The organism is Streptomyces sp. S.PB5 (genome assembly GCF_030403745.1).
Classification (GTDB): domain Bacteria; phylum Actinomycetota; class Actinomycetes; order Streptomycetales; family Streptomycetaceae; genus Streptomyces.
Genome location: NZ_JAQMWP010000019.1, coordinates 137,542 through 162,730 on the forward strand (window position 1 = coordinate 137,542; position 25,189 = coordinate 162,730).

Annotated in this window: 28 protein-coding genes and 1 riboswitch; of the genes, 15 read left to right on the forward strand and 13 right to left on the reverse strand. The window is 71.5% G+C overall.

From position 1 onward, the window contains the following. Positions 1-141 precede the first annotated feature (141 nt). Both PH203_RS38715 and PH203_RS38720 read left to right on the forward strand, forming a co-directional pair. Positions 142-381 carry a toxin-antitoxin system HicB family antitoxin gene (locus PH203_RS38715; RefSeq protein ID WP_289926449.1) on the forward strand — a complete coding sequence of 80 codons (240 nt, stop codon included), beginning with the start codon at positions 142-144 and terminating at the stop codon, positions 379-381. Positions 382-385: 4 nt separating this feature from the next. Next, positions 386-760, forward strand: coding sequence for a fic family toxin-antitoxin system, toxin component (locus tag PH203_RS38720; RefSeq protein WP_289926451.1), 375 nt, complete (start codon positions 386-388; stop codon positions 758-760). Here the strand turns inward: PH203_RS38720 and PH203_RS38725 are convergent, their stop codons facing one another. Continuing rightward, the gene (locus tag PH203_RS38725; protein WP_289926453.1) at positions 761-1,459 is read right to left on the reverse strand and encodes a class I SAM-dependent methyltransferase; all 699 of its coding nucleotides are present in this window, start codon (positions 1,457-1,459) and stop codon (positions 761-763) included. 71 nt (positions 1,460-1,530) lie between these two features. Continuing rightward, positions 1,531-2,217 (reverse strand): triacylglycerol lipase, encoded by a 687-nt coding sequence (locus PH203_RS38730; RefSeq protein ID WP_289926454.1) that lies wholly within the window; start codon positions 2,215-2,217, stop codon positions 1,531-1,533. A 114-nt stretch (positions 2,218-2,331) separates the two neighbouring features. Between PH203_RS38730 and PH203_RS38735 the strand changes: the two genes are divergently transcribed. After that, complete coding sequence (locus tag PH203_RS38735) at positions 2,332-5,130, forward strand: LuxR C-terminal-related transcriptional regulator (protein ID WP_354671296.1); 2,799 nt, start codon at positions 2,332-2,334, stop codon at positions 5,128-5,130. Positions 5,131-5,140: 10 nt separating this feature from the next. Beyond that, positions 5,141-5,614 (forward strand): hypothetical protein, encoded by a 474-nt coding sequence (locus PH203_RS38740; protein ID WP_289926455.1) that lies wholly within the window; start codon positions 5,141-5,143, stop codon positions 5,612-5,614. Here the strand turns inward: PH203_RS38740 and bioD are convergent, their stop codons facing one another. The 3 genes from bioD to bioB all read right to left on the reverse strand — a co-directional run bounded on the left by bioD (position 5,615) and on the right by bioB (position 8,890). Beyond that, a complete protein-coding gene (gene bioD, locus PH203_RS38745) occupies positions 5,615-6,331 on the reverse strand; it encodes a dethiobiotin synthase (RefSeq protein ID WP_289926456.1) in 717 nt (238 codons plus the stop codon). Positions 6,332-6,402: 71 nt separating this feature from the next. Beyond that, positions 6,403-7,683, reverse strand: a complete 1,281-nt coding sequence (locus tag PH203_RS38750) for an adenosylmethionine--8-amino-7-oxononanoate transaminase (RefSeq protein ID WP_289926458.1) — start codon at positions 7,681-7,683, stop codon at positions 6,403-6,405. Then, on the reverse strand, positions 7,676-8,890 hold the full coding sequence (gene bioB, locus PH203_RS38755; protein ID WP_289926461.1) for a biotin synthase BioB: 1,215 nt from the start codon (positions 8,888-8,890) through the stop codon (positions 7,676-7,678). Before bioB ends, PH203_RS38750 begins: the two co-directional genes overlap by 8 nt. 146 nt (positions 8,891-9,036) lie before the next feature. Here bioB and PH203_RS38760 point away from each other — a divergent pair, with 146 nt between their 5' ends. After that, positions 9,037-10,164 carry an 8-amino-7-oxononanoate synthase gene (locus tag PH203_RS38760; RefSeq protein ID WP_289926462.1) on the forward strand — a complete coding sequence of 376 codons (1,128 nt, stop codon included), beginning with the start codon at positions 9,037-9,039 and terminating at the stop codon, positions 10,162-10,164. A 36-nt stretch (positions 10,165-10,200) separates the two neighbouring features. Here PH203_RS38760 and PH203_RS38765 read toward each other — a convergent pair whose 3' ends face one another. Continuing rightward, positions 10,201-10,446 carry a DUF397 domain-containing protein gene (locus PH203_RS38765; protein ID WP_289926463.1) on the reverse strand — a complete coding sequence of 82 codons (246 nt, stop codon included), beginning with the start codon at positions 10,444-10,446 and terminating at the stop codon, positions 10,201-10,203. 9 nt (positions 10,447-10,455) lie between these two features. After that, entirely contained in the window at positions 10,456-11,334 is an 879-nt protein-coding gene (locus tag PH203_RS38770; RefSeq protein WP_289926465.1) for a helix-turn-helix transcriptional regulator, read from the reverse strand. A gap of 212 nt (positions 11,335-11,546) precedes the next feature. On the opposite strand from PH203_RS38770, the gene PH203_RS38775 reads away from it, so the two are divergent. Beyond that, the gene (locus tag PH203_RS38775; RefSeq protein WP_289926467.1) at positions 11,547-12,005 is read left to right on the forward strand and encodes an ATP-binding protein; all 459 of its coding nucleotides are present in this window, start codon (positions 11,547-11,549) and stop codon (positions 12,003-12,005) included. 302 nt (positions 12,006-12,307) lie between these two features. On the opposite strand, the gene PH203_RS38780 is transcribed toward PH203_RS38775, so the two are convergent. The 3 genes from PH203_RS38780 to PH203_RS38790 form a co-directional block, all read right to left on the reverse strand. Continuing rightward, entirely contained in the window at positions 12,308-12,781 is a 474-nt protein-coding gene (locus PH203_RS38780; RefSeq protein WP_289926468.1) for a C40 family peptidase, read from the reverse strand. A 3-nt stretch (positions 12,782-12,784) separates the two neighbouring features. Then, a riboswitch (cyclic di-AMP (ydaO/yuaA leader) is annotated at positions 12,785-12,997 on the reverse strand. A 278-nt stretch (positions 12,998-13,275) separates the two neighbouring features. Further along, positions 13,276-13,587 (reverse strand): hypothetical protein, encoded by a 312-nt coding sequence (locus PH203_RS38785; RefSeq protein WP_289926471.1) that lies wholly within the window; start codon positions 13,585-13,587, stop codon positions 13,276-13,278. A gap of 6 nt (positions 13,588-13,593) precedes the next feature. After that, on the reverse strand, positions 13,594-14,229 hold the full coding sequence (locus tag PH203_RS38790; RefSeq protein WP_289926472.1) for an ATP-dependent Clp protease proteolytic subunit: 636 nt from the start codon (positions 14,227-14,229) through the stop codon (positions 13,594-13,596). A gap of 62 nt (positions 14,230-14,291) precedes the next feature. On the opposite strand from PH203_RS38790, the gene PH203_RS38795 reads away from it, so the two are divergent. Continuing rightward, the gene (locus PH203_RS38795) at positions 14,292-14,588 is read left to right on the forward strand and encodes a type II toxin-antitoxin system Phd/YefM family antitoxin (RefSeq protein WP_289926474.1); all 297 of its coding nucleotides are present in this window, start codon (positions 14,292-14,294) and stop codon (positions 14,586-14,588) included. Between the two features lie 90 nt (positions 14,589-14,678). Here PH203_RS38795 and PH203_RS38800 read toward each other — a convergent pair whose 3' ends face one another. Next, a complete protein-coding gene (locus PH203_RS38800) occupies positions 14,679-15,680 on the reverse strand; it encodes an ABC transporter permease (protein ID WP_289926477.1) in 1,002 nt (333 codons plus the stop codon). 117 nt (positions 15,681-15,797) lie between these two features. Here PH203_RS38800 and PH203_RS38805 point away from each other — a divergent pair, with 117 nt between their 5' ends. The 8 genes from PH203_RS38805 (at position 15,798) to PH203_RS38840 (ending at position 22,955) form a co-directional block, all read left to right on the forward strand. Next, entirely contained in the window at positions 15,798-16,427 is a 630-nt protein-coding gene (locus PH203_RS38805; RefSeq protein WP_289926478.1) for a TetR/AcrR family transcriptional regulator, read from the forward strand. Between the two features lie 130 nt (positions 16,428-16,557). Further along, a complete protein-coding gene (locus PH203_RS38810; protein WP_010988499.1) occupies positions 16,558-16,860 on the forward strand; it encodes an urease subunit gamma in 303 nt (100 codons plus the stop codon). A gap of 12 nt (positions 16,861-16,872) precedes the next feature. After that, positions 16,873-17,184: an urease subunit beta gene (locus PH203_RS38815; protein ID WP_289926486.1), complete on the forward strand. Its 312-nt coding sequence runs from the start codon at positions 16,873-16,875 to the stop codon at positions 17,182-17,184. Beyond that, positions 17,177-18,898, forward strand: a complete 1,722-nt coding sequence (locus PH203_RS38820; RefSeq protein ID WP_289926488.1) for an urease subunit alpha — start codon at positions 17,177-17,179, stop codon at positions 18,896-18,898. The genes PH203_RS38815 and PH203_RS38820 overlap by 8 nt, the downstream gene beginning before the upstream one ends. A 27-nt stretch (positions 18,899-18,925) precedes the next feature. Next, positions 18,926-19,600, forward strand: a complete 675-nt coding sequence (locus tag PH203_RS38825; protein WP_289926489.1) for an urease accessory UreF family protein — start codon at positions 18,926-18,928, stop codon at positions 19,598-19,600. Between the two features lie 162 nt (positions 19,601-19,762). Beyond that, a complete protein-coding gene (ureG, locus tag PH203_RS38830) occupies positions 19,763-20,440 on the forward strand; it encodes an urease accessory protein UreG (RefSeq protein WP_289926490.1) in 678 nt (225 codons plus the stop codon). Further along, positions 20,437-21,204, forward strand: coding sequence for an urease accessory protein UreD (locus PH203_RS38835; RefSeq protein WP_289926492.1), 768 nt, complete (start codon positions 20,437-20,439; stop codon positions 21,202-21,204). The genes ureG and PH203_RS38835 overlap by 4 nt, the downstream gene beginning before the upstream one ends. Before the next feature lie 149 nt (positions 21,205-21,353). Next, a complete protein-coding gene (locus PH203_RS38840) occupies positions 21,354-22,955 on the forward strand; it encodes an alpha/beta hydrolase (RefSeq protein WP_289926493.1) in 1,602 nt (533 codons plus the stop codon). 69 nt (positions 22,956-23,024) lie between these two features. Here PH203_RS38840 and PH203_RS38845 read toward each other — a convergent pair whose 3' ends face one another. Then, positions 23,025-24,038, reverse strand: a complete 1,014-nt coding sequence (locus PH203_RS38845) for an NAD(P)-dependent oxidoreductase (protein WP_289926564.1) — start codon at positions 24,036-24,038, stop codon at positions 23,025-23,027. Positions 24,039-24,376: 338 nt separating this feature from the next. After that, positions 24,377-25,108: a lysophospholipid acyltransferase family protein gene (locus tag PH203_RS38850; RefSeq protein WP_289926494.1), complete on the reverse strand. Its 732-nt coding sequence runs from the start codon at positions 25,106-25,108 to the stop codon at positions 24,377-24,379. Positions 25,109-25,189 lie beyond the last annotated feature (81 nt).

The following is a 25,189-nucleotide window of genomic DNA, read 5'->3' on the forward strand; positions in this document are numbered from 1 at the left end:
CCCGGACACCGCGAACCCCTCAGTACTGACCGAGGCTAGTGTGATCCGCCCCACAGCAGGAATCCCCCTTGAGTGTCGGACGCCCTCCACCCCAGGGATGACCTCTTGCCGGTGCTAGCACCAACGCGCTAGCTTCGAGGTATGGCGAAGACCCAGTTGAATGTGCGCGTGGACGAGGGCACCGCCCGCGCCGCGCGCGAACGTGCCACGGCCCGGGGCATGAGCGTCAACCGCTACATCGAGGAACTGGTCAAGCAGGACACCGGGGAGGTCGGCCACACCTTCGTGGAGGCCGCCGCCGACTTCATGAAGCAGTACGAGTCGGTGTTCGCCGAGGAATTCGGCGCCGATCGCGAAGGCCCGAGCGAAGGTCGCCGCTGAACCGTTGAGCAACCTCAGGATCGATCTCGCCTGGCTCCTCATGCTCGCCGAACAGAAGACACCCGGAGACCCCCAGGTCACCGACTGGGGTGCTCTCGTCGCCGCCGTCGCACGCCACGAGGCCGAGATATTCGACGTCCCGGTCTACGACAGCCCGCACGCCCGGGCCGCGGCCCTGCTCCAACTCCTCATCCACGTCCCGGCGCTGGAGCGCTCCAACGCCCTCTTCGCCTCCGCCGTCGCCTACGCCTACCTGGTGGCGAGCGGCCTGAAGGTCGTCACCTCGCCCGAGCAGGTCCGTGAACTGGCGAGGCTGGTCAAGAGCGGTGAGGCGTCGGTGCATGACATCGCGGAGGAACTGCGGCGGTGGGGCCTGTGATCAGGCCGCTGGCGTCCCGTCGGCGGAGGGGCGCCACGCGGTGCCCAGCACGCAGTAGGACGGCGGCAGCTTCGGCCCCTTCTCCGGCATGAGCACCTGCCGGTAGGGCCCGAGCTCGAAACCGGCCGCCCGCAGCGCCCCGACCGGGTCCCGGGACACATGGCAGCCCCCGCTCAGCGGCGGCCACACCGTACGGTCCAGTGCCCGCTGGGCGAACCGCATCGCCCGCCCGCCGCCCGCGCCGTGCTCGAAGAACCGCACGACACCACCGGGCCGCAGCACCCGCCGTACCTCCGACAGGGCCCGCGGCACATCGCGCACACTGCACAGCACCAGGGAGAGCACGACCGCGTCGAAGGCCTCGCTCTTGACCGGCAGGGCCTCCGCCGCGCCCGGCGCCACGTCGACGGGCACATCGCAGCGCAGCGCGGACTCCGCCGCCAACTGGCGCAGACTGCGCTCCGGTTCGATCGCCACGACCTCCGAGACCGAGTTCGGATAGTGGGCGAAGTTCAGGCCGTTTCCGGCACCGATCTCGATGACCCGCCCGGACAGACCGGCCAGCAGCCGGTCACGGACTCCGGCCATGCCCCAGCGGGTCTCGGCGGACACGCTCACGCGGGCGTAGTAACGGGCGAACAGCGGGTGGTGCACGGGCTCACGCGGCAGCTTGCCGGAGCCGGCGGACCGTAGCGGCATGGCGACCTCCAGAAAGGACGGGCCTACCGTGAGTGTCCCCCGGTACGCGCCCGCGCACCCCCGCCCGGGCCCTACGCCACGAAGTCGCGGACCTGCTCGTACACGCCGTGGTCGTTGTTCATGTCGGTGTGCGAGACGCACCCGACCTCGACATTGGTCGCCCCGCTCAGGATCGCGGTGGTGTCCGGGGTGAGCGCGTCGTCGCAGTTCGACCAGTAGCTGGCGTACGAGACGCTGCCCGGCGTCTCGTCACCGGAGTTGAGCGAGGTCAGGAACGAACTGCCCGTGTACATCTCGGAGCACGACGTGTACAGCCACGAACACCACGAGGCGGTCGTCGTGCCGTGGTTCACCCCGGCCGTCGACACGAAGTCGTCCACGTACGACGTCCCGCCGAGGTTCTTCAGGTAGTAGCGGGAGTTGAGCGCGCCCATCGAGTGCACGACCAGGTCGACCTTCGAGGCGCCGGTCTGCGAGAGCACGGTCTTGATGTAGCTGGAGAGCTGGCTCGCCGTGGTGACATTCGACTGCTGCCAGTTGTACGACCACGCGAACAGCTCGGACGACGAGTAGCCGTCCGCCTTGAAATCCGCGATCCAGTCGTCCCAGCTGCTCGACGAACTGCTCAAGCCGTGCACGAAGACGATCGGATGGTGGGTCGCGGCCTGAGCGGGGGTCGCGGAGAGGGAGAGGGCGAGCAGGAGCGATGAGACGACGGCCGAAGCGGCCGCTGAGACGCGACGCCGGGAGCGCTGCATGATGCCTCCTGATGCAGGTGGGGTTGTCAGGAGTGTCAGCGGGGTCTACGCGCGCCGCATCGGCGAAATCGCCGGTCTTTACGTGTCAATTAACTCGCCAGTAACGTCATTCGTGTGCTGACTCCGGTAACCCCCCAGCCCATCGAGGGCACTTCGTCACCGCGGCCCGCGGAGACGTGGCAGGACCTGGCCCCCGCCCTCCCCGAAGGCGTCCGGGTCCGGCTCCTGCATTCGGTGTACGGCGATCCGCGCGCCGCCGTCGAGGCCGTACGGCTGCTCAGCGCACGTCAGTCGGCCGGCCTGGAGCCGCTGCCCACCGAACCGGTGGAACTGGCCCCGGCACTGCTGCGCGCCCACCGCGCGGAGATCAGACGGCTGCCGGACGACACCCGACTGCTCCTCCTCCTGGCCGCGGCCGACCAGTACCCGGTCGCCACCCACGCCTTCCCGCGCGCCGTCGCGGCGGCCCGTCTGGACACCCGGCCGCTGGAGGCCGCCGAGGCGGCGGGGCTCGCGCACACCACGGCCGCCGGGGTCGTCTTCCGCGACGCATGGACGCGGATCGCCGCGTACGAGACGGGCTCCGCCGAGGACCGGCGCGACGTCCACCGGCTGCTGGCCCGTGTACTGCACACCTCGGGTGAAACGTCACTGCGCTCTTGGCATCGTGGGGCCGGCGCGCTCGGCCCCAGCACCCGACTGGCGGCGGAACTCGCCGCGGCGGCCACGAAGTCCCGCGCCGCGGGGCAGACCCCGCAGGCCCGCGCCCTCGTGGAACGCGCGGCGGCGCTGTGCCCCGAGCGCCCCGAACAGCTCCGACTCCTGGCCCGCGCCGCGGGTTACGCCTGGCAGTCGGGGGACGGGAACCGGGCCCGCCGACTGGTCGCCATGACTGCGGACGAGGCACTGACCGGTCTGCTCGCCCTGCGGGCGGGGAACGCGGCGGAGGCCTTCGACGTGCTGTTGGCGGCGGTGGTGACGGAGGGGGAGGCGGCCGGGGGAGCCGGAAGCCCGGGCGCCGGTGCAGTTCCATTGGCAGGGGAGCGGGAGGACGGATCGCGGACGCGCGGCGGCCGGGTCCCCGGGCGGGGGCGTAGCGGTGCCGAGGACGCCGGGTCTGGTGGGCCGGATGAGGGCAGCCGTGTCGGTGAGGGGGCGGGCCTTGGCGTTCCCGCACTGGACGCGGGCGTCCGCCGGACGGCGCGATGCCGGCGACCGGGAGAGGGGCGTGCCGCGTCCGGGGCGGGCGGTCAGCGCGCGTCGCTGGCGGCGCCGGGGGCCGGGCATGCCGCCGACGCCGGGGAGGCAGGTTCCGCAGCCGGGCAGCCGGCGCCTCCGGACTCGACTGCGGGTGCCGGGCGGGCTGCTGGGGGTGCCTCGGTGCGCTCCGGGACCGCTGTGTACTCGGTGGTGCCGGTCGCGACCGCGGGTTGCGGGCATGCAGCGGCCGTTGCTTCGGTGTGCTCCGGGATCGACGACCACTCGGTACTGCCGGTACCGGCCGTGGATTCCGGGGCAGCCGCTGCTACTGCCTCGGCCATCTCCCTGGCATCGGACGGGCCCTCCAGTTCCCCGCACCCCCTCACCACCGCCCTCGACGTGCCCGACCCCGTCCTTCACCTCCTCGCGCGGGCCACCGAGGCCGCCATGTACACCGGTGATCTGCGGCGCTGTCGGGAAGTGGCGCGGGTCGCCCGGCGGATGGGGGCCGAGCCGCCCGGGACGCTCGGAGGGCTGGCGGCCGCGTTCGACGGGCGGTACGAGGACGCGCGGGATCTGCTGCAGGCGGCGGCCGGACGGTGTGGGCCGGGGGGTGACCCCACCGGTCTCATCCACGCCGGGATCGCCGCGCTGCTGCTCGGTGACCACACCCGTGCGACCGCCGCGACGGTGCGGGCGGCCGCCTCCGCCCGGGTGCGCGGCGCGACCGTCACCGCGGTGCAGGCCATGGAGTTCCGGGCCTATGCCGACTTCTGGACCGGACGGCCACGGGCCGGGGAGGCCGCGGCGGCGGATGCGCTGTGGCAGGCGCACGTCACCGGCCAGGACAACGGTGCCTGTCATCTGCAGGCCGCCCTCGCCATGTTCGCGGCGCTCACCGGCGACACGGAGGTGTGCCGGGAACGCGCCGCCGTCGCCCGCTCGTACGCCCTCGCCCACGGACTGGGTCTGCCTGCCGCGCTCGCCCAGTGGGCGCTCGCCTACCTCGACCTCAGCAGTGGCCGGTTCCCCGCGGCGGCGGCCCGCTTGCGGGCCCTCGCCGGGTTCGGCCCGGGCCACGGACACCGGGCGATCCGGCACCTGGCCACCCCGCACTACGTCGAGGCGGCCGTCCGGACCGGCGACACCCGCGTCGCCCGGACCGCCCACGCCGACTACCACCGCTGGGCCAGCGTCGTGCGCAGCCCCGACGACCTCGCCCTCAGCGCCCGCTGCCGTGCCCTGCTCGCACCCGGCGCCGAGGCGATCGACCACTACCGCGAGTCACTCGACCTGCACGCCCGCGGCACCCGCGACCTCGAACGCGCCCGTACGGAGCTGCTGTTCGGCAGCGCCCTGCGCCGACTGCGCGAGCGCACCGAGGCCCGCGACCGTCTCCACAGCGCCCTGGAGGCCTTCGAACACTTCGGAGCCCCGCACTGCGCCGCCCGGGCCCGCGCCGAACTCCGCGCCCTCGGTGCCCCCGCGACGCCCGCACAGGCCGACGCGGACGACCCCACCACCCGCCTCACGGCCCAGCAGCTCATGATCGCCCGCATGGCTGCCGACGGCGCGACCAACAAGGAGATCGCCACGCGCCTCGCGCTCAGCCCGCGCACCATCGACCACCATCTGCGGGGCGTCTTCACCCGGTTGGGGATCCGGTCGCGGATCGAACTGGTGCGGCTGCTGGGAGAAGGCGGGGGGATGTGATGATGCCCGGATGTTCTACGAAGACCTGAGCACATACGACTACTTCGAGGACGACATCTTCGGCGTCCGAGGGACGCCCGGCCAGTGGGTCCGTTTCCGACCGGGCTACGAACGCGCCACCGTGGGATGGCTGGAGGCGGATCGGCCCTGCACGACGGGGCCGGTCCCGGAGGCCTTCACGGAGAAGCTGGCGGCGATCCAGGAGGTGCAGCGCATGAACGTGTGCCGCGGCTGGCACTTCTGCGATCTGTGTCCCCGGCGGAAGAATCGGGAAAGGCACCCGCGCTGCAACAGTGAGATCCGGATCCCCGGCGCACCCGGAACCGCCTACGCCGCCCCGTCCCTGATCGGCCACTACATCGGCGTGCACGACTACCGGCCGCCCCAGGTCTTCGTCGACGCCGTCATGGCGGTGGACCTCGGCGCATGGGCCGCTGCCGAGGTGCCCTTCCCGTGGATCCCGGCGGACGCCGACCGCATCTAGTCAGCCGGCCTCCCGGCCCCGGAACACCTCCGCGTCCCACGTCCCGTCCAGCCCCGGCGCCAGCCAACCAGGAGCCCCCGCACGGAAGTCGGCGGGCGCCAACGCCCCCGCACCCGCGGGCACCGCCCCGAGCAGCGGCGCCCCCGCCACCTCCGGCAGATCCGCCAGATTGCAACGCGACGCCAGATCAGGCGAGTCGGGCCAGCTGCCGATCACCACTCCGCGCAAGTCCAGCCCTCTGGAACGGAGTTCACGGGCCGTCAGTTCGGTGGTGTTCAGCGTGCCCAGCCCCGCTGACGCCACCACCAGCACCGGCGCCTCCAGCAGCTCCGCCGCGTCCGCCAGTGTGCCGCCCGCCTCGTCGAACCGTACGAGCAGCCCGCCGGCCCCCTCGACGAGCACCAGGTCGTGCTCGGTCGCCAACTTGGCGGCGGCTTCGGCGACCTCCCGCGGCCGTACCGGAGCGCGTCCGGCCCGCCGAGCCGCCGTCGCGGGGGCCAACGGCTCCGGATAGCGGGCGACTTCGGCCACCGTCACCGGTCCCGCGAGCCGCGCCACCTCCTGGGCGTCCCCGGGCTCGTCCGGCCGTACCCCGGTCTGCGCCGCCTTGAGCACGGCCACCGACCGTCCCGCCGCCACCGCGGCAGCGGCGACCGCGGCGGTCGCGATCGTCTTGCCGACCTCCGTGCCGGTGCCCGTGATCACCAGAACAGCCATCTCAGCCCTCACTCAACCCAACCCGAACCCCAACCCGTGCCAGTGCCCCTACCGGCATCCGCACCGGCACCTCAGCCCTCCCGCGCCGCCGCACACACCGCACGCGCGATCCGTGCCACATCCGCGTCGCCCGTGATATACGGCGGCATCGTGTACACCAGGTCACGGAACGGCCGCAGCCACACGCCCTCGCGCACCGCCGCCTCCGTCGCGGCCTTCATGTCCACGGGACGGTCGAGCTGGACCACCCCGATCGCCCCGAGGACCCGTACGTCCCGCACACCCGGCAGTTCCCGGGCGGGCGCCAGCCCCTCCCGCAGCCCGGCCTCGATCCGCTTGACCTCGGCCGTCCAGTCCTGCCCGAGCAGCAGCTCGATCGACGCACAGGCCACGGCCGCCGCCAGCGGGTTGCCCATGAACGTCGGACCGTGGGCCAGCACCGGGACCTCGCCCCGCGAGATGCCGTCGGCCACGCGGGACGTGCACAGCGTCGCCGCCATCGTCAGGTAGCCGCCGGTCAGCGCCTTGCCCACGCACATCACATCCGGCGTGACCGCCGCGTGCTCCGCCGCGAACAACGCCCCCGTGCGCCCGAATCCGGTCGCGATCTCGTCGAACACCAGCAGCACGTCATGCGCGTCGCACGCCTCCCGCAGCACCCTCAGATACGCGGGGGAGTGGAACCGCATCCCACCCGCACCCTGCACCACCGGCTCCACGATCACCGCGGCCAGCTCATCGGCATGCCGCTCGATGGCGGCGCGCAGCTGATCGGCGTACGCCTCCTCGTACTCGGCCGGGGGCGACTCCACGAACACCTGGCGCGGGAGGACCCCGCTCCACAGCTCGTGCATACCGCCCTCGGGGTCGCACACCGACATCGGCTGCCAGGTGTCACCGTGGTAGCCGCCGCGCCAGGTGAGCAGGCGCTGTTTTCCGGCACGGCCCAGTGAGCGCCAGTACTGGAGGCACATCTTCACCGCGACCTCGACCGACACCGATCCGGAGTCGGCGAGGAAGACGTGTTCGAGGCCGTCGGGCGACATGTCGACAAGGTGTTTCGTCAGGCGTACGGCGGGCTCGTGGGTGAGCCCGCCGAACATCACATGGCTCATCCGTCCGAGCTGTTCGTGCGCGGCCTCGTTCAGGACCGGGTGGTTGTAGCCGTGGATGGCCGACCACCAGGACGACATGCCGTCGACGAGCTCACCCGAGCCGTCCGCCAGCCGCAGCCGCACCCCGCTCGCCGACTCCACGACCAGCGGCTCGACCCGTCCCGGCATCGGCCCGTACGGATGCCACACATGCCGCCGGTCGAGCTCGAGGAGGTCGGACACCGGCAGGTCAGGCATTGGGAGCGAGATCCGTTCCGGCACCACGACGGCGTACGGCGACCAGGTCCGTGCGGGGTTCGTTGACCGCCGGCTCGGCGGTGGCCGTACCGCAGACGGACCCGCACCCGGCGCTCTCGTGCGAGCCGCATCCGGCGCCTTCGTGCGAGCCGCAGCCCGCGCTCTCGTGCGAGCCGCAGCCGCCCCCGGCCGCCGCGGCGTGGGCCCGGTGCTGGGGCAGGGTGACCTCGCCGGCGCCCTCGACCTCGAACCCGGCGTCCGCGATCATCTCCAGGTCGGCCTTGCCGGCCTGGCCCTCGCTGGTGAGGTAGTCGCCCAGGAAGATCGAGTTGGCCAGGTGCAGGGCGAGCGGCTGCATCGTGCGCAGATGGACCTCGCGGCCGCCCGCGATGCGGACCTCGACGTCCGGGCAGACGAAGCGGACCATCGCCAGGATGCGCAGACAGCGCTGAGGGGTGAGGTTCCACTCCTTGGCCAGCGGGGTGCCCTCGAACGGGATCAGGAAGTTGACCGGAACCGAGTCCGGGTCCAGCTCGCGCAGCGAGAAGACGACGTCGATGAGGTCCTCGTCGCTCTCGCCCATGCCCGCGATCAGGCCCGAGCAGGCGGAGAGGCCGGCCGCGTGGGCCTTCTGCACGGTGTCGACGCGGTCGGCGTAGGTGTGCGTGGTCGTGATGTCCCCGTACGTCGCCTCGGACGTGTTGAGGTTGTGGTTGTAGGCGTCGGCGCCCGCCTCGCGCAGCCGCTCGGCCTGGCCGTCGGAGAGCAGGCCCAGGCAGGCGCAGACCTCGACGCCCTCGTTCTGGTCCTTGATCGCCTTGATGGTGCCCGCGACCCGGTCCACGTCCCGGTCGGTCGGGCCGCGGCCGGAGGCCACCAGACAGACCCGCTTCGCGCCCCCCGCGAGGCCCGCGGCGGCGGCCTGGGAGGCCTCGTCGGGCTTGAGCCAGGTGTACTTCAGGATCCCGGCCTTGGCGCCCAGCGCCTGCGAGCAGTAGGAGCAGTCCTCGGGGCACAGGCCGGACTTGAGGTTGACGAGGTAGTTGAGTTTGACCCGTCGGCCGAACCAGTGCCGGCGCACCTTTCCGGCCGCGGCCACCACATCGAGCAGGTCGTCGTCGGAAGTGGCGAGGACGGCCAGTGCTTCCTCGCGGGTCGGCAGCTCGCGCCGAAGCCCCTTGTCCACCAGCGTGTTCAGCAGGTCCATGAGAGCTGATCCTGTCTTAAGGAGCCGTCCCGGGCCAAGGAGAGTTCGTACAACAGCTGCCCATCACTGTGTGGGTATTGCCACACAGTGGGTGCCCGGATCGGGCACTAGTGTCTGTTCGCTGCCTACAAAACCCCGGAGGACCCATGGCGTTCGGCTGGATCGACGAGCAGGCGCTGGCGCGCCGCCGCGCCGGGCTCGTACGGAGCCTGCGGCCCCGTCCCGCCGACTCGCCGCTCCTCGATCTGGCGAGCAACGACTACCTGGGGCTGGCACGCCACCCCGAGGTCGTCGAGGGGGCCGCCGAGGCCGCCCGGACCTGGGGCGGAGGCGCCACCGGGTCCCGGCTCGTCACCGGCACCACCGAGCTGCACACCGAGCTGGAGCGCGAGCTGGCCGAATACTGCGGGTTCGAGGCGGCCCTCGTCTTCTCCTCCGGGTACGCCGCCAACCTCGCCGCGGTGACCGCGCTGGCCCCGCACGGCTCGCTGATCGTCTCCGACGCCGGAAACCACGCCTCGCTGATCGACGGCTGCCGGCTGGCCCGGGGCGCGACCCAGGTCGTCGGGCACGCCGACCCGGACGCCGTGCGCAAGGCGCTGCAGACGCACGACGGCCCCGCGATCGTCGTGTCCGACACGGTCTTCTCCGTGGACGGCGACGCCGCCCCGCTCGCCGGACTCGCCGAGGCATGCCGGGAGCACGGCGCGGGTCTGGTGGTCGACGACGCCCACGGCCTGGGTGTGCTCGGGGACGGCGGCCGCGGCGCCCCGCACGCGGCGGGACTCGCGGGCGCCGACGATGTCGTCGTGACGGTCACGCTGTCCAAGTCGCTCGGCAGCCAGGGCGGCGCCGTGCTCGGCCCCGCCCGGGTCATCGACCACCTGGTCAACGCGGCCCGGACCTTCATCTTCGACACCGGGCTCGCCCCCGCCGCGGCCGGGGCGGCCCTGGCCGCACTGCGCCTGCTGCGCCGCGAGCCGGAGCGCGCGGCGCGAGCCCGCGAGGTGGCCGCCGAACTGCACGCACGGCTGACCGCCGCGGGTCACGAGGCGGTACGTCCGGACGCCGCGGTGGTCTCCGTGCGCGCTCCCTCCCCGGATCAGGCCGTGCGGTGGGCGGCGGACTGCCGTGCCGCGGGGCTCGCCGTGGGCTGTTTCCGTCCCCCTTCCGTGCCCGACGGCATCTCACGGCTCAGGCTGACCGCCCGTGCGGACCTCTCCGAGGCGCAGATCGAACGCGCTGTACATGTGATCGGTGAGACACGACCATGAGTCGGCGTGACACGGCCGTGCTGGGGGCGGATGTGCTCAGAACGCGGCCGTGAACTCCGCCCAGCTCCCGGGGGAGAAGAGCAGCGCGGGTCCGGACGGGTTCTTCGAGTCGCGCACGGCGAGCAGACCGGCAAGCGAGCCGGTCCGGGGCCGAGCGGTCTCCACACAGTTGTTCGCTCCGGTGCTGTAGCTGCTGCGCAGCCACCGCACGCCGTGCAGATCGGTACTGGAATCGGTACTGGAATCGGTACTGGAAGGTACGTTCCGAGGCATTGCGGACATGGTGCCTCCTTACGCGCCGTCACCTATCCCGGCGATGTAATCCAACGAGTCCTCGGGCGAAAGGGCGTGGATCTGAAGGGCGTTGAAGGCCTCGGTATAGGCCTGGAGGTCTTCTTTCCGTTCGAGGTAGAGGCTACTCGTCAAGTGGTCGAGAACAACCACGTCCAGATCAGATGTGCTCGAAAATGAGAAGATTACGAAAGGCCCTGTGATGCCGATGTGCGCTCCCGCGGCGAACGGCAACACCTGAATCCTCACTTGGGGCAACCGGGCCGCCTCGACCAGTCGCCGCAACTGCCGCGCCATCGTCTCGGGCCCGCCGATCTCCCGCCGCAGCACCGCCTCGTCGAGCACCGCGGTCAGCTCCAGCGGCGGCTCGGCCTTCAGTACGTCCTGCCTGGCCAGCCGCACCTCGACCAGCGCGTCCAACCGTTCGTCCATGTCGTCCAGCTCGTCACCGACACCGCCCACCGCGGCCCGCGTGACCGCTCGCGCGTAGTCGGGCGTCTGCAGCAGCCCCGGCACCACGGAGGTCTCCAGCGTGCGCATCGCGCTGGCCTGCGACTCCAGACTGATGAAATCGCGGTACGTCGGTGGCAGTACGCCGCGGTACTGGTGCCACCAGTGGTGCCGTCCGCCGCCCTCCTCGGACCCCGCCAACACCAGGAGCAGCTCCCGCAGTTGGCTGTCACACACCTCGTAGACGTCCAGGAGTAACCGCACATCGGCCGGTTTCACTCCGCTCGCACCGGTCTCGATCCGGCTTACCTTGGACTGGTGCCAGCCCGCCAGCCGCGCCGCCTCACCACTGGTGAGCCCCGCACCCGTGCGCAATGCACGCAGTTCGGCGCCCAGTTTCCGGCGGCGTACCGCGGGACCGTGCTGCATGGGCTACTCCTTACTCCTTCCGGGCCGCCCAAATACGGTCTTCCGTCGGAGAGTTCACCGCTTCGAGCGACAGATATATGCATATCTTGGTGGATCGGCACCGAGACCGCCCTGGTAATGGCAGTCTGACGAAGAAGCACCAGTCCGGGACCGTACTCGAACCATCCGCTCCGTGTCGGACTGCGGTCCCGTGGGAAAGGGACGACGTCGCCATGGCAGACCATCTGGAAGCATCCGTCACTCTGCCGAGCGATCCCGCCTCGGTCTCCGCGGCCCGCACATACGTCATCGGCACCCTGGCGGAGTGGGGTCTGCCGGCGGACACGGAGGTGGCGGACACCATCCGGCTCATCGTCTCCGAACTCGCCACCAACGCCGTACAGCACACCTTCGGTCAGTCACCCACCTTCACGGTGGACATCCTCCTCGACCGTGACGAGCAGCTCCGCATCGGCGTCACCGACAGCCACCCCCGCTTCCCCAAGCGGCTCCCGGCCGCCGTGCAGCAGGACAACGGCCGCGGCATGGTGATCATCCGCTGGCTCACCGCGGAGTGCGGCGGCAAGCTGAGAGTGAGGCCGACCCGCGAGGGCGGCAAGACCGTCTCCATCGAACTCCCGTGGACGGTACGGGCGGAGCCGGTCTCGGCGGCGGGCCAGCAGGAGCCGTGACGTCCCCGTCAGCCGTGCCGAGCGCGCCGCGCAGCAGCGCCCGGTCCCGGCAGCCGCACCCACACCGGGGGCGCCGCCGTCCGCGCCAAGGGGGTGGCCAGGAGGTGGAACTCGTCAGCGTATGGCCGGGGAGGTCATCAGGACCGGCTCCTCCATCAGGCTCGGCTCGGCGCTGGCTGTCGCGGGGAGCGGGACCGGAGGCCACCACTGCAGTCGCCGCGGTTCTCCTCCGGCAGGGAACCGCCGGCGGCCCCGTGGGGGGTGATGGCAGGTCAAGTCGCCACCACCCCCCACGAGTCGGGTCACTTGACCCGGCCGTACCAGACGCTCTTGCTCCAGATCTTCTCCAGCTTCACGACCTCCCCGGTCTTCGGGGAGTGCCAGATCTTCCCCTTCCCCGCGTAGATACCGACGTGGTACACGTTCGACCCCGAGTGGAAGAACACGAGGTCTCCGGCCTTGCGGTTGCTGGAGGAGATGTGGCGGGTCTTGTTGTACTGCTGGGCCGCCGTACGAGGCAGCTTCTTGCCCGCCTTCTTGTACGAGTAGAGCGTGAGCCCCGAGCAGTCGAAGCGGTGCGGCCCCGCGGCGCCGTACTTGTACGGGGAGCCCTTTTTGGAGGCCGCTACCTGGAGTGCCTTCTTCGCTGGTGTCGCGGCCTCGGCATCGGACGACATGCCCGGGACCACGAGAGAGCCGCCCACTGCGGCGATGGTGAGAGCCGAAGCCGTACCGGCTCGGGCCATCAGCGACGGGACACGATTGAGCGCAGTCATGCGCAACCCTTCGTCAGCCGCCTGTGAAGGATGACCTGTCGGATTCGGGCTGGCGAAGTTGCCCGGCCGCAAGTTGCGGCTTCACCCCAAGGGCTGCTCGGAACGGCCGATGACGGCTGCTCCGGCGACCCGTCGTGCTTGGGTCCTCCACTCCTGCCGATCCACTCCTGTCGACTCGGTCATCCGGGCGGCGGCAGGACTCGGCGTCCACCCGGATCGCCCCGCCGCTGTGGCGGGGGCTTGTCGTCAGACAGGGATCTTCACGCACTCAACGCCGAAAATCCCAATGGAATCGGGGATTTGTGTTGTTACTCACCACTCACCCGTTCGGGTGGACACTCGACTGTTCGAGGGAGCGTCCAGGGGGTCGAGGGTGCTCGGACCAGCAGCGGAGGTACTGGTTCCGGAGCGGGGCTACGCGCGTTGCGCAACCTTTTAGGCCCTGTCAAAGGAGAGGCGACTACTCCAAAGGGGGGTACGTCTTTTGGTCCGTTTCAACCCCGGTCCGGACACTGCGGCGGCACGGCGACCCGGGCGGTGCGCCGCTCGCCGTCGAGCACCCGCAGAGCCCGCGCCAGCGTCTCGGCGTGCACCTCGGTCTCGCCGCGCTGATGCATCGTCACCAGCGCGTCGCGCAGCTCCGCCGCCTTGGCGACCAGCGCCTGGGCGGCCCGAAGTCCACGGTACGTGTCTCCGTGGCGCGCCGGGTTGATACGGCCGAGCAGGTCGACCACGTCCAGATAACGGTCGATCAACTCGCCCTCGGCCCGCGTCAGGGCGGGCAGCGGAGGAAGGTCCGGCACCATCGCCGCTCACCGGGTGCCGGGTGCGGCGGGCGAGGCCTTCCGGCTGGGGATGATCCCGTCCACCAGCCCGTACTCCAGGGCCTCCTGGGCGTCCAGGATCTTGTCCCGCTCGATGTCCGCGGTGACTTGCTCCCGGCTGCGCCCGGTGTGCCGTACGAGGAGTTCCTCCAGGCGGCCCCGGACGCGCATCAACTCCGCGGCCTGGATGGCCAGATCGCTGGCCTGTCCCTCCACCGGCTGGGACAGCGACGGCTGATGGACCACCATCCGCGCGCCCGGAAGCGCGAAGCGCTTGCCCGGGGTGCCCGCCGCCAGCAGCACCGCGGCCGAGGAGCCGGCCTGGCCCAGGCAGATCGTCTCCACGTCGCAGCTGACGTACTGCATCGTGTCGTAGATCGCCGACATCGCGCTGAACGCGCCGCCGGGGGAATTGATGTAGAGGGAGATGTCCCGGTCCGGATCCTGGTACTCGAGGTGCATGAACTGCGCCATCACATCGTTCGCCGAGATGTCGTCGACCTGCGTCCCGAGGAAGACGATCCGCTCCTCCAGCAGCTTCGAGTAGGGATCCATCGTCTTCTGACCGGAGCTCGTGCGTTCCGTGAACTCGGGCAGTACGTGGCGGGCGGTCGGTCGGGTCATGGTGCCCCTCCTTCTGCGTCTGTAAAAAATGTACAGGATGTACGTGACGTTAGAATGAGGTCATGGCCTACGAGATTCCGGTGACGCAAGCCAGGGCTGAGCTCGCCGATCTGATCAACCGTGTGGTGTACGGCGGTGAGCGCGTGGTCGTGACCCGCCACGGCAAGCCCCTCGTCGCCCTGGTCTCCGCCGCCGACCTGGAACGACTGGAGAAGCTCGCGGAACCGGCCGCACCCGCCGAACTCGCCGAGGAGCAGGTGATCAGCGCGGTCTCGGCCGTCCGTGAAGTCGCGTCCGCTCCTCGCGAACAGCAGCGGTTCGGGATCGCGGCGCACCACCGGGGCACCGGAGCCTCCTGACACACGAACAGGGTCTCCTGGCACACGAAAAGACCGTGCACCCCCGTCCGCTACAGCGGGGGTGCACGGTCCGATCGGGTTGCCGGCCGGTCAGCCGACGGTCGCCAACTCGCGCTCCGCCACCGGCTCGACGCCCGCCCGGCGTGCCTTGAGCGCGTGCCCGAGCAGCACCGCGCCCAGGCCGAGCGCGGTCCACCAGGTCAGGGTGAGCACGGGGCCGGTCGCCGCGGCGCCGTCGAAGTAGGCGACCGAGCGCATCAGGGTCGCGCTCGCCCCCGGCGGCAGCCACTGGCCGATCGTGCCGACCGGCTCGGGCAGCATCTGCGGCGCCGACGCCGCCCCCGACCAGGGGTTGCCGAAGAACATGACGACGCCCGCGGTGATCCCCACGCCGGCGGTGCCGAGGAGTGCGGCGAGACCGGCCACGGCACCGCTCACGGCCAGGGTCGTCAGCCCGAACGCCCCGGCCTCGGCCCACCAGTCACCGGCGAGCACCCCGAGCCAGCTGTCCGCGATGCCGGCTGCGGCCACCCCGACCAGGGCCGAGGCGCCGACCAGGGCGGCCACGGCCCGGGTGCCGCGCAGCCCGCTGAAGGTGACCAGCGCGCCCGCCGCCATTCCGGCCAGGGCCAGTGGCAGCACGCTGGCGCTCAGGGCCGCGCCGCGCGGATCGTTCGCCGGCGCGGCCACCACGTCGACCGTCCTGACCTGCGCGCCGGCGGCGGCCGCCTGCTCCGCCACCGCCTGTTGCAGCAGCTGGGCGACGGCCGGGCTCGCGGCCGACGCGGTCAGCAGTTCGGGCCCCTCAGGGGTGACCACGACGGCGCCGTATACGGCCCGGTCCTTGATGGCGGCCCGGGCTCCGGCCTCGTCCGGGTAGCGGTGGATCTCGAACGCGCCCTCGTGGCGGTTCAGTTGCTTCTCCACCTGGGCGGTGGCCGCGGCCGGCCCGGCCACGCCGAGCGGGAGGTCGCGGGGTGCGGTGCGGGCGGCGGGCCAGGCGAAGGCCCACAGGGCGAGCGCGGCGAGGACCGGGACCAGGACGGCGATCGCGATCATGCGGCGTGCGTTGCCGGCGGGGGCGGTGGACATGGCGGGTTCCTTCCGGAGCGGATTAAAAAAGAAGGATCGTTCGTTTTACGGCTGTCCCCACCGTCCTGCCAGATCCGTGCCTTGTCAAGAAGGAACGTTCGTTTTACTTTGGTGACCATGGCCCGTGTATCCCAGGAACACCTCGACGCCCGCCGCCGGCAGATCCTCGACGGCGCCGCGATCTGCTTCGCCCGCAACGGCTTCCACGCCACGTCCATGCAGGACGTGCTCAAGGAGGTCGACCTCTCGGCCGGGGCGGTCTACCGCTACTTCAGCGGTAAGGACGAGCTGATCGCCGCGATCGTCGGCGAGGTGCTCGTCCAGGTCCGGGACGGCTTCGAGGAGGCCGCCCGCAGCACCCCGCCCCCGTCGCCGGACCTCCTGGTGGCGTCGGTGCTCAGCCGCGTCCTCGCCACCAAGGAGTCCCTGACGGTGGACGGACGGCCGGCGTTCCCGGGGCTCGTCGTCCAGGTGTGGGCGGAGACCATCCGCAACGAGGAGCTGGCCGCCGTCCTGCACGAGGGCTACGGCGCGGTGCGCGAGGCCTGGACGCGGATCGTCCGGGCACACCAGGACGCGGGGACGATCCGGTCGGACGTCCCCCCGGAGTACGTGGCCCGCACCATGATGGCGGCCGCGATGGGCTTCCTCGCCCAGCAGGCGCTGTTCGGGCCTGCGCCCACTGAGATCCTGCGGGACGGTCTACGGGCGTTGATGAGCGCGCCGGACGAAGCCGGCGCGAACTGATGGATCACAGCTCGGTTAACTTGCTTGAAATGCGGTCCAACTAGCCTGCCGCCACGCCACCAGGGACTTTGCCCAGGGGCTGCGGCAACCGGACCCCGCACGGTCCGGAGCGAGGACTGTGAGGTGGGACGTGCAACTGACCCCGCACGAGCAAGAGAGGCTGCTCATCCACGTGGCGGCCGACGTGGCCGAGAAGCGCCGGGCCCGCGGGCTCAAGCTGAACCACCCGGAGGCGGTCGCCCTCATCACGTCGCACATCCTCGAGGGTGCCCGTGACGGTCGTACCGTCGCCGAGCTCATGTCCTCGGGGCGCAAGCTGCTCACCCGGGACGACGTCATGGAGGGCATCCCCGAGATGATCCACGACGTCCAGGTCGAGGCGACCTTCCCGGACGGCACCAAGCTCGTCACCGTCCACGACCCGATCGTCTGACGGGGGACCGCCGTGATTCCCGGAGAGATCCTTTTCGCCGAGGGCTCGATCGTCTACAACGAGGGCCGTGAGGTCACCCGGCTCACCGTCCTCAACGCCGCCGACCGGCCCGTCCAGGTCGGCTCCCACTACCACTTCGCCGAGGCCAACCCCGGCCTGGAGTTCGACCGCGCCGCCGCGCGCGGCAAGCGGCTGAACGTCGCCGCCGGCACCGCCGTACGCTTCGAGCCCGGGATCCCCGTCGACGTCGAACTCGTCCCGCTCGCCGGCGCCCGTGTGGTGCCGGGCCTGCGCGGGGAGACCGGAGGTGCCCTCGATGCCTGAGATCTCACGTGCCGCGTACGCCGACCTGTTCGGCCCGACGACCGGCGACCGCATCCGGCTCGCCGACACCGACCTGATCGTCGAGATCGAGGAGGATCGTTCCGGCGGGCCCGGACTCGCCGGTGAGGAGGCCGTGTTCGGCGGGGGCAAGGTCATCCGCGAGTCCATGGGGCAGTCGCGTGCTACGCGCGCAGACGGCACCCCGGACACCGTCATCACGGGTGCGGTGATCATCGACCACTGGGGCATCGTCAAGGCCGACGTCGGCATCCGTGACGGCCGGATCACCGGCATCGGCAAGGCGGGCAACCCCGACACGATGGACGGCGTCCACCCGGACCTCGTCATCGGTCCCGAGACCGAGGTCATCGCGGGCAACGGGCGGATCCTGACGGCGGGCGCGGTCGACGCGCACGTCCACTTCATCTGTCCGCAGATCGCCGACGAGGCGCTGTCGGCCGGTGTCACGACCCTGGTCGGCGGGGGCACCGGGCCCGCCGAGGGCTCGAAGGCCACGACGGTGACGCCGGGGCCCTGGCATCTCGCCCGCATGCTGGCGGCGATGGAGCAGTACCCGCTCAACATCGGCTTCCTCGGCAAGGGCAACACCGTCTCGCACGAGGCGATGCTGTCGCAGATCCGGGGCGGCGCACTGGGGCTCAAGCTCCACGAGGACTGGGGTTCGACCCCCGCCGTCATCGACGCCTCGCTGACGGTCGCGGACCAGACCGGCATCCAGGTCGCCATCCACACGGACACCCTCAACGAGGCCGGGTTCGTCGGCGACACCCTCGCCGCGATCGCCGGACGCGGCATCCACGCCTACCACACCGAGGGTGCGGGCGGCGGGCACGCGCCGGACATCATGACCGTCGTCTCCGAGCCGCACGTGCTGCCCAGCTCGACGAACCCGACCCGGCCGTTCACCGTCAACACCGCCGAGGAACACCTCGACATGCTGATGGTGTGCCACCACCTCAACCCGGCGGTGCCGGAGGACCTCGCCTTCGCCGAGTCCCGGATCCGGCCCTCGACCATCGGGGCGGAGGACATCCTCCACGACCTCGGCGCGATCTCGATCATCTCGTCCGACGCCCAGGCCATGGGCCGCGTCGGCGAGGTCGTCATGCGGACCTGGCAGACCGCGCATGTGATGAAGCGGAAGCGGGGCGCGCTGCCCGGGGACGGGCGGGCCGACAACCACCGCGTACGGCGGTACGTCGCCAAGTACACGATCAACCCCGCGATCGCCCAGGGCCTCGCCCGGGAGATCGGGTCGGTCGAGACCGGAAAGCTCGCCGACCTCGTGCTGTGGGAGCCCGCGTTCTTCGGCGTCAAGCCGCATCTCGTCGTCAAGGGCGGGCAGATCGCCTGGGCGCAGATGGGCGACGCCAACGCCTCCATCCCGACCCCGCAGCCGATTCTGCCGCGGCCGATGTACGGGGCGATCGGACGGGCGCCGGCCTCCAACTCCTTCAACTTCGTCGCCCCGCTGGCGATCGAGGACGGGCTGCCGGAGCGGCTTCAGCTCGGGAAGCGGTTCGTGGCGATCGAGTCGACGCGTGGGGTCACCAAGGCGGACATGCGCGAGAACGACGCGCGGCCACGGGTCCAGGTCGACCCCGACAGCTTCGCCGTGCACATCGACGGCGAGCTCGTCGAGGCGACGCCCGCCGCCGAACTGCCCATGGCCCAGCGTTACTTCCTGTTCTGACGGGGTGGATCCGATGGTGGGGTTCTGATGTCTCGCGCTGCACTTCTCGTACTGGCCGACGGCCGCTTTCCCGCCGGGGGGCACGCGCACTCCGGCGGGGCCGAGGCGGCCGTCAAGGCCGGGCGGGTGACCGGGGCGGCGAGCCTGGAGGAGTTCTGCCGGGGGCGGTTGCACTCGGCGGGGCTCGTGTCGGCGGCGGTCGCCGCGTCGGCCGTACTCGGGGCGGATCCCGTGGAGTTGGACGGGGCCCTGGATGCGCGTACGCCGTCTCCGGCACTCCGGGTCGCCTCGCGGAGGCTGGGGCGGCAGTTGATGCGGGCGGCGCGGGTGACGTGGCCGTCGGCGGAACTCGACGCCCTGGCCCGGGAGTTCCCCAAGGGGGCGCACCAGCCCGTGGTGTTGGGGGTCTCGGCCCGGGCGGCCGGTCTCGACGCCGTCGACGCGGCGTACTGCGCGGCGTACGAGAGTGTGAGCGGGTCGGCGTCCGCGACGGTGCGGTTGCTGAGTCTCGATCCGTTCGAGGCCACGGCGGTGCTGGCGCGGTTGGCGCCGGAGCTGGATCGCGTCGCGGATTCGGCGGTGGAGGCGGCTCGGGCGGTTGTCGAGGTGGGGGTGGACGCCTTGCCCGCGGCTTCTGCTCCGCTGCTGGAGATCTCCGCGGAGGTGCATGCGGGGTGGCCTGTGCGGCTGTTCGCCTCGTAGCTTTTTCTCGCCCCCGCCGCCCCTACCCGTCCCGTACCTGGGGGCTGCCGCCCCCAGACCCCCGCTTCGGCCCTTAAGGGGCCTCGTCCTCAAACGCCGGACGGGCTGAGATTGCCTGACCGGCGTGAAAAGCACGCCGGCGTCAAAAAAGGAGCCGTCATCATGCATCTCGATCATTCCCACTCCGGCCCCGCTGCCGTCAGCGCCGACGCCCGTCGTCCCGACGGCTCGCGCCGTGCCCTCCGTATCGGGCTCGGCGGCCCCGTCGGCTCGGGCAAGACCGCCACCGTCGCCGCCCTCTGCCGTGCCCTGCGCGACGAGCTGTCCCTCGCGGTCGTGACCAACGACATCTACACCCGCGAGGACGCCGAGCTCCTGCTCCGCGAGGCCGTGCTCCCGCCCGAGCGGATCGCCGCCGTGGAGACCGGAGCCTGCCCGCACACCGCGATCCGGGACGACATCTCCGCGAACCTCGAAGCCGTCGAGGATCTGGAGGACGAGATCGGCCCGCTGGACCTCGTGCTGGTCGAGAGCGGCGGGGACAACCTCACCGCGACCTTCTCCAAGGGGCTCGTCGACGCGCAGATCTTCGTGATCGACGTCGCGGGGGGCGATGACATTCCGCGCAAGGGCGGGCCCGGTGTGACCACCGCCGACCTCCTCGTCGTCAACAAGACCGACCTCGCCCCCTACGTCGGCTCCGACCTCGCCCGCATGGCCGCCGACGCCAAGGCACAGCGCGCCGAGCTGCCCGTCGTCTTCCAGTCGCTCCGGAGCGAGGCCGGAGTCACCGACGTCGCCGCCTGGGTGCGGGCGCAGCTCGCCGCGTGGGCGGCATGAGCGTGGCCGTGGCGGGCGGCGTGCGGGCCACCGCGCGGATCGAGGCGCGGGCCGACGGCCGGGGTGGTACGTCGCTGCCTGTGCTGGAGGGGGACGGGCCGCTGGCGCTGCGGCGGACCCGGGGGAGTGGTGCCGAGGCCCGGGTCATGCTCGTCGGGGCGATGAGCGGGCCGCTCGGTGGCGATCACTTCACCGTCGGGGCGGAGGTGGGGGAGGGCGCCGTACTGCGGGTCGGGTCGGCCGCTGCCACCATCGCGCTGCCGGGACAGCACAAGGGCGAGGCGCGTTACGACGTGCGGCTCGATGTCGCCGACGGCGGTGAACTGCACTGGCTGCCGGAGCAGTTGATCTCCGCGCGGGGGAGTGAGCTGTACGTCGGCACCCGCGCCGACGTCGGTGCGGGCGGCCGGCTCGTGCTGCGGGAGGAGCAGGTGCTCGGGCGGGCGGCCGAGGAACCCGGGAGACTCAGCAGTCGTCTTACCGTGCGGGTCGGTGGGCGGACCGTTCTCGATCAGGAGCTCGCCTGCGGGCCCGGGGCGCCGGGCGGCTGGGACGGGCCGGCTGTCCTCGGGGGGCATCGGGCCGTGGGGCAGCTGGTCGTCGTACGCCCGGAGTTCGAGGACGCGCCGGTCGCCGCGCGTGTGCTCGGGGAGGGGGCCGTGGTCGTGCCGCTGGCCGGGCCTGCCGCGCTGGTGACGGCCGTGGCGCCGGACGCGCTGCGGCTGCGCAGGGTGCTGGACGAGGCGCTGGCCCTGCTCGGGTAGCTTGGTGGCCGGCAGCCCGCAGCGGATCGATTAGCGAACACCTCTCTCCGTTTATCGGATTGGCAAAGAACAGCGGCCGACCCTGTTCACAGAGAGAGCACAGCCGCGAGGATCTCCGTACTTGTCATATGAGTACGGGGAGGCCGCACTTGAAGCACAGCAGACCGAAGAGGCGGACCGTGGCATTCGGCTCCGCCGGAGTGCTTGTCACGGCGACCCTGATAGCCGGGGCCGTCACGGCTCCCACCGCGAGCGCGAGTGCGGAGAGCCGGCACGGCCAGGACCGCGAGGCCCGCGGCGCGGCCATCGCCGCCGCCCGGGCCGAGAAGGCCGGGATCGACTGGCAGGACTGTCCCGCCGACTGGGGGCTGGAGAAGCCCATCCAGTGCGGCTGGGTGACCGTGCCGCTGGACTACGCCAAGCCCAACGGCAAGCAGATCAAGCTCGCCGTCGACCGCATCGGCAACACCGGCACCAAGTCGGAGCGGCAGGGCGCGCTCATCTACAACCCGGGCGGTCCCGGCGGCTCCGGCCTGCGGTTCCCGCGCCGAGTCGTCACCAAGGCCCCGGTATGGGTCAACACGTCCAAGGCGTACGACTTCGTGGGCTTCGACCCGCGTGGCGTCGGCAAGTCGGCGCCCATCTCCTGCGCCGACCCGCAGGAGTTCGTGAAGGCGCCCAAGATGGACCCGGTGCCGGACTCCGAGGCCGACAAGCGCGCCCAGCGCAAGCTCGCCCGTGAGTACGCCGAGGGCTGCTACGAGCGCAGCGGCGAGATGCTGCCGCACATGACCACGCCGAACACCGCGCGCGACCTGGATGTCATCCGTGCCGCGCTCGGCGAGAAGAAGCTCAACTACCTGGGCGTCTCCTACGGCACCTACCTGGGCGCCGTCTACGGCACGCTGTTCCCGAAGCACGTCCGCCGCATGGTCGTCGACAGCGTCGTCAACCCGTCGCGGGAGAAGATCTGGTACGAGGCCAACCTCGACCAGGACGTCGCCTTCGAGATGCGCTGGAACGACTGGCAGGACTGGGTCGCCGCCAACGACGCCGTCTTCCACCTCGGCACCACGCGTGACGCGGTGCAGGCCAAGTGGCTGGAACTGCGCGCCGCCGCCAAGAAGAACCCCATCGGCGGGGTCGTCGGCCCGGCCGAGCTGATCGGCTTCTTCCAGGGCGCGCCGTACTACGACTCCTCGTGGATCCCGGTCGCCACCGTGTTCAGCAAGTACTTCGCCGGTGACACCCAGGCGCTCGTCGACGCGGCCGCGCCCGACCTGTCCGACACGGCGGGCAACGCGGCCTCCGAGAACGGCAACGCCGTCTACACGGCCGTCGAGTGCACCGACGCCAAGTGGCCCACCAGCTGGAAGAAGTGGGACCGCGACAACACCCGGCTGCACAAGGACTACCCGTTCCTCACCTGGGCCAACGCCTGGATGAACCTGCCCTGCGCGACCTGGCCGGTCAAGCAGCAGACCCCGGTGAACGTCAAGACCGGCAAGGGTCTGCCCGGTGTCCTGATCGTCCAGTCCGAGCGTGACGCCGCGACCCCGTACGGCGGTGCGGTCGAGCTGCACCAGCGCTTCAAGGGCTCCCGCCTGATCACCGAGAAGAACGCGGGCTCCCACGGTGTGACCAGCCTGGTCAACCCGTGCATCAACGAGCGGGTGGACGCCTACCTGCTCAGCGGCAAGCTGGACAGCTCCGACGTCACGTGCGGCCCGCACGCGACGCCGAAGCCGTAACACCCCGGAACACCTGAGGGGCGGCCCGTGGTCGGGCCGCCCCTCTTGCCTGCCGTCCCTCTTCCAGGTTCAGGCCGTGAACCAGGCGTCCTCCGCCGCGTAGTCGAAGAGGTCGCCGTAGGTCTGGAACATCTTCGGGTACGCCTCCCGCCAGTCCCGCCCGGCCAGCTGCCCCTCGATCCAGGCGACCGTGGCGGGCAGGGTCTCCGCGTACCGGGCCACCGCCCGATACCCCAGCTCCCGCTCGGCGGCGGACATGTCCAGCACCACCGGCACGGGCACCGACCACGGTGTGTCCCCGACGGTCGGCGCGGGCGGCGGCCCGTCGACGAGCACGTCCTCCCGCTCCACGCCCATCACGGCGTCGATGGCCCGCGCGATCTCCGCCACCGTCGGAGCGTCCGGATCCACGGCGTTGAGCACCCGGCTGCCGGGCCGTGCCGCCGCCAGCCGGATCAGCTCGGCGATGTTGTGGACGCTCGCCGGGTGGAACCGGCTCTCGCCGGAGTAGGGGAGGACGCGTCGGGTCCGCCCGTCGAGGTTGCGCTTGACGAAGTACAGCTCGCGCGGGGTCTGGCAGTGCGGTCCGTGGATGGCGCCCGCCCGCAGCAGGGTGGTGGGCAACTGCTCACCGGCGGCTCGCAGTTCACGCTCCAGCCCGGCCTTGCGGGTGCTGTACGAGTCCTCGCCCGGCCGGACGGTCCGCTGCGCCTCGGTCATCGGCACCGGGTACTCGGGGAAGCCGTCCGGCTCCTCCTGGGTGCCGAAGTTGCGTCCTTTGTCATCCTCGTACACCGAGACGCTGGAGATGACGACGGCCGAGCCCACCCGGCCCGCCAGCGAGGTCAGCTGCCGTGCGTGCGCGGGTCCGTAGGCGACCATGTCGACGAGTACGTCACACCCCTCGCCGACCGCGGCGGCGAGCTCGGCGTCGTCCTCCCGGTCGGCCCGCGCGACCCGTACGTCCTCGGGCCACCCCTCGTCCCGCCCGCCGCCCCGCGAGACGGCGGTCACCTGCCATCCGTCCCGGGCCAGCGCACCCACCGCCACCCGGCCGATCTGTCCGGTCGCTCCGATCACCACAGCGCGTCGAGTCATGCGGCGACGGTACGACGTCAGAGCCCGGTCGCCCCAGGGGTTTCTGCCGACGGCAGAGACCGGCGAGCGGTCGGGGCGGCCGGGGGTGAAGGCCAGCCGGGGGTCGAGGGCAGCCGAGGTCAGGGGCGGCCTAGGTCAGGGGCGGCCGGGGTTGACGGCGGCCGTGGGGCGGGACCGGCCGGGGCGGTCGACGGCCGGGGCCGGCCAGGGTGGGGGCTGTCCGGCGTCGGGGGCAGCCGGGGTTGAGGGCAGTGGGCGGCGGGGCCGGCCGTGGGGCGGGGCCGGCCGGGGCAGTCGGCGGGCGAGGTCGGCCGGGGGTGGGGTCAGCCGAGGGGCATCCGGGGGAAGCGGCGCTCCTTCTCCTTCTCCGACTTCGCCGCGGCCTCCGCCGCCTTCGCGACGGCCGCGTACTCGTCGACGTACTCCTGCCCCGAGAGGTTGAGGATGGCGTAGATGATCTCGTCGGTGATGGCGCGCAGGATCGCCTTCTCGTTCTCCATGCCGGCGTAGCGGGAGAAGTCGAGGGGCTCGCCGAAGCGGATGACCACGGGGTGGATGTTGGGGATGACCTTGCCCGGTGGCTGCGCCTCGAAGGTGCCGATCATCGCGCACGGGATGACGGGCACCCCGGACTTCAGCGCCATCACCGCGACACCGACCTTGCCCTTGTAGAGACGGCCGTCGTGCGAACGGGTGCCCTCCGGGTAGATGCCGAGCAGTTCCCCCTTGCTCAGCACCCCGAGACCCTCGCGGATGGCGGCCTGGCCCGCCTCCTTGCCGGTGCGGTCCACCGGGATCTGTCCGGCGCTGCGGAAGAAGAACGCGGTGAGCCTGCCCTTCACGCCGGGGCCCGTGAAGTACTCCTTCTTCGCGAGGAAGGTGATGCGGCGCTTGAGGATCGCGGGCATCAGGAAGTGGTCGGAGAAGGAGAGGTGATTGCCCGCGACGATGGCGGCACCCTCCGCCGGTACGTGCTCCAGCCCTTCGATCCGGGGCCGGAAGACCAGTCTGAGCAGGGGTCCCAGCAACACGTATTTGAGCAGGTAATAGAACAACGAGGCGCTCCTCACTCCGGCATATCGGCTCAACCGCCGCGTTCCAGCAGGTCAACCGGCGTGTCGTGGGGGTGCCAGTGT

Bases quoted from the DNA above. Each gene is read 5' to 3' on its own strand.
- PH203_RS38715 (WP_289926449.1), top strand. From the start codon at position 142: ATGGCGAAGACCCAGTTGAATGTGCGCGTGGACGAGGGCACCGCCCGC.
- PH203_RS38725 (WP_289926453.1), bottom strand. From the start codon at position 1,459: ATGCCGCTACGGTCCGCCGGCTCCGGCAAGCTGCCGCGTGAGCCCGTG.
- PH203_RS38730 (WP_289926454.1), bottom strand. From the start codon at position 2,217: ATGCAGCGCTCCCGGCGTCGCGTCTCAGCGGCCGCTTCGGCCGTCGTC.
- PH203_RS38740 (WP_289926455.1), top strand. From the start codon at position 5,141: ATGTTCTACGAAGACCTGAGCACATACGACTACTTCGAGGACGACATC.
- bioD (WP_289926456.1), bottom strand. From the start codon at position 6,331: ATGGCTGTTCTGGTGATCACGGGCACCGGCACGGAGGTCGGCAAGACG.
- PH203_RS38750 (WP_289926458.1), bottom strand. From the start codon at position 7,683: ATGCCTGACCTGCCGGTGTCCGACCTCCTCGAGCTCGACCGGCGGCAT.
- bioB (WP_289926461.1), bottom strand. From the start codon at position 8,890: ATGGACCTGCTGAACACGCTGGTGGACAAGGGGCTTCGGCGCGAGCTG.
- PH203_RS38760 (WP_289926462.1), top strand. From the start codon at position 9,037: ATGGCGTTCGGCTGGATCGACGAGCAGGCGCTGGCGCGCCGCCGCGCC.
- PH203_RS38765 (WP_289926463.1), bottom strand. From the start codon at position 10,446: ATGTCCGCAATGCCTCGGAACGTACCTTCCAGTACCGATTCCAGTACC.
- PH203_RS38770 (WP_289926465.1), bottom strand. From the start codon at position 11,334: ATGCAGCACGGTCCCGCGGTACGCCGCCGGAAACTGGGCGCCGAACTG.
- PH203_RS38775 (WP_289926467.1), top strand. From the start codon at position 11,547: ATGGCAGACCATCTGGAAGCATCCGTCACTCTGCCGAGCGATCCCGCC.
- PH203_RS38780 (WP_289926468.1), bottom strand. From the start codon at position 12,781: ATGACTGCGCTCAATCGTGTCCCGTCGCTGATGGCCCGAGCCGGTACG.
- PH203_RS38785 (WP_289926471.1), bottom strand. From the start codon at position 13,587: ATGGTGCCGGACCTTCCTCCGCTGCCCGCCCTGACGCGGGCCGAGGGC.
- PH203_RS38790 (WP_289926472.1), bottom strand. From the start codon at position 14,229: ATGACCCGACCGACCGCCCGCCACGTACTGCCCGAGTTCACGGAACGC.
- PH203_RS38795 (WP_289926474.1), top strand. From the start codon at position 14,292: ATGGCCTACGAGATTCCGGTGACGCAAGCCAGGGCTGAGCTCGCCGAT.
- PH203_RS38800 (WP_289926477.1), bottom strand. From the start codon at position 15,680: ATGTCCACCGCCCCCGCCGGCAACGCACGCCGCATGATCGCGATCGCC.
- PH203_RS38805 (WP_289926478.1), top strand. From the start codon at position 15,798: ATGGCCCGTGTATCCCAGGAACACCTCGACGCCCGCCGCCGGCAGATC.
- PH203_RS38820 (WP_289926488.1), top strand. From the start codon at position 17,177: ATGCCTGAGATCTCACGTGCCGCGTACGCCGACCTGTTCGGCCCGACG.
- PH203_RS38825 (WP_289926489.1), top strand. From the start codon at position 18,926: ATGTCTCGCGCTGCACTTCTCGTACTGGCCGACGGCCGCTTTCCCGCC.
- ureG (WP_289926490.1), top strand. From the start codon at position 19,763: ATGCATCTCGATCATTCCCACTCCGGCCCCGCTGCCGTCAGCGCCGAC.
- PH203_RS38835 (WP_289926492.1), top strand. From the start codon at position 20,437: ATGAGCGTGGCCGTGGCGGGCGGCGTGCGGGCCACCGCGCGGATCGAG.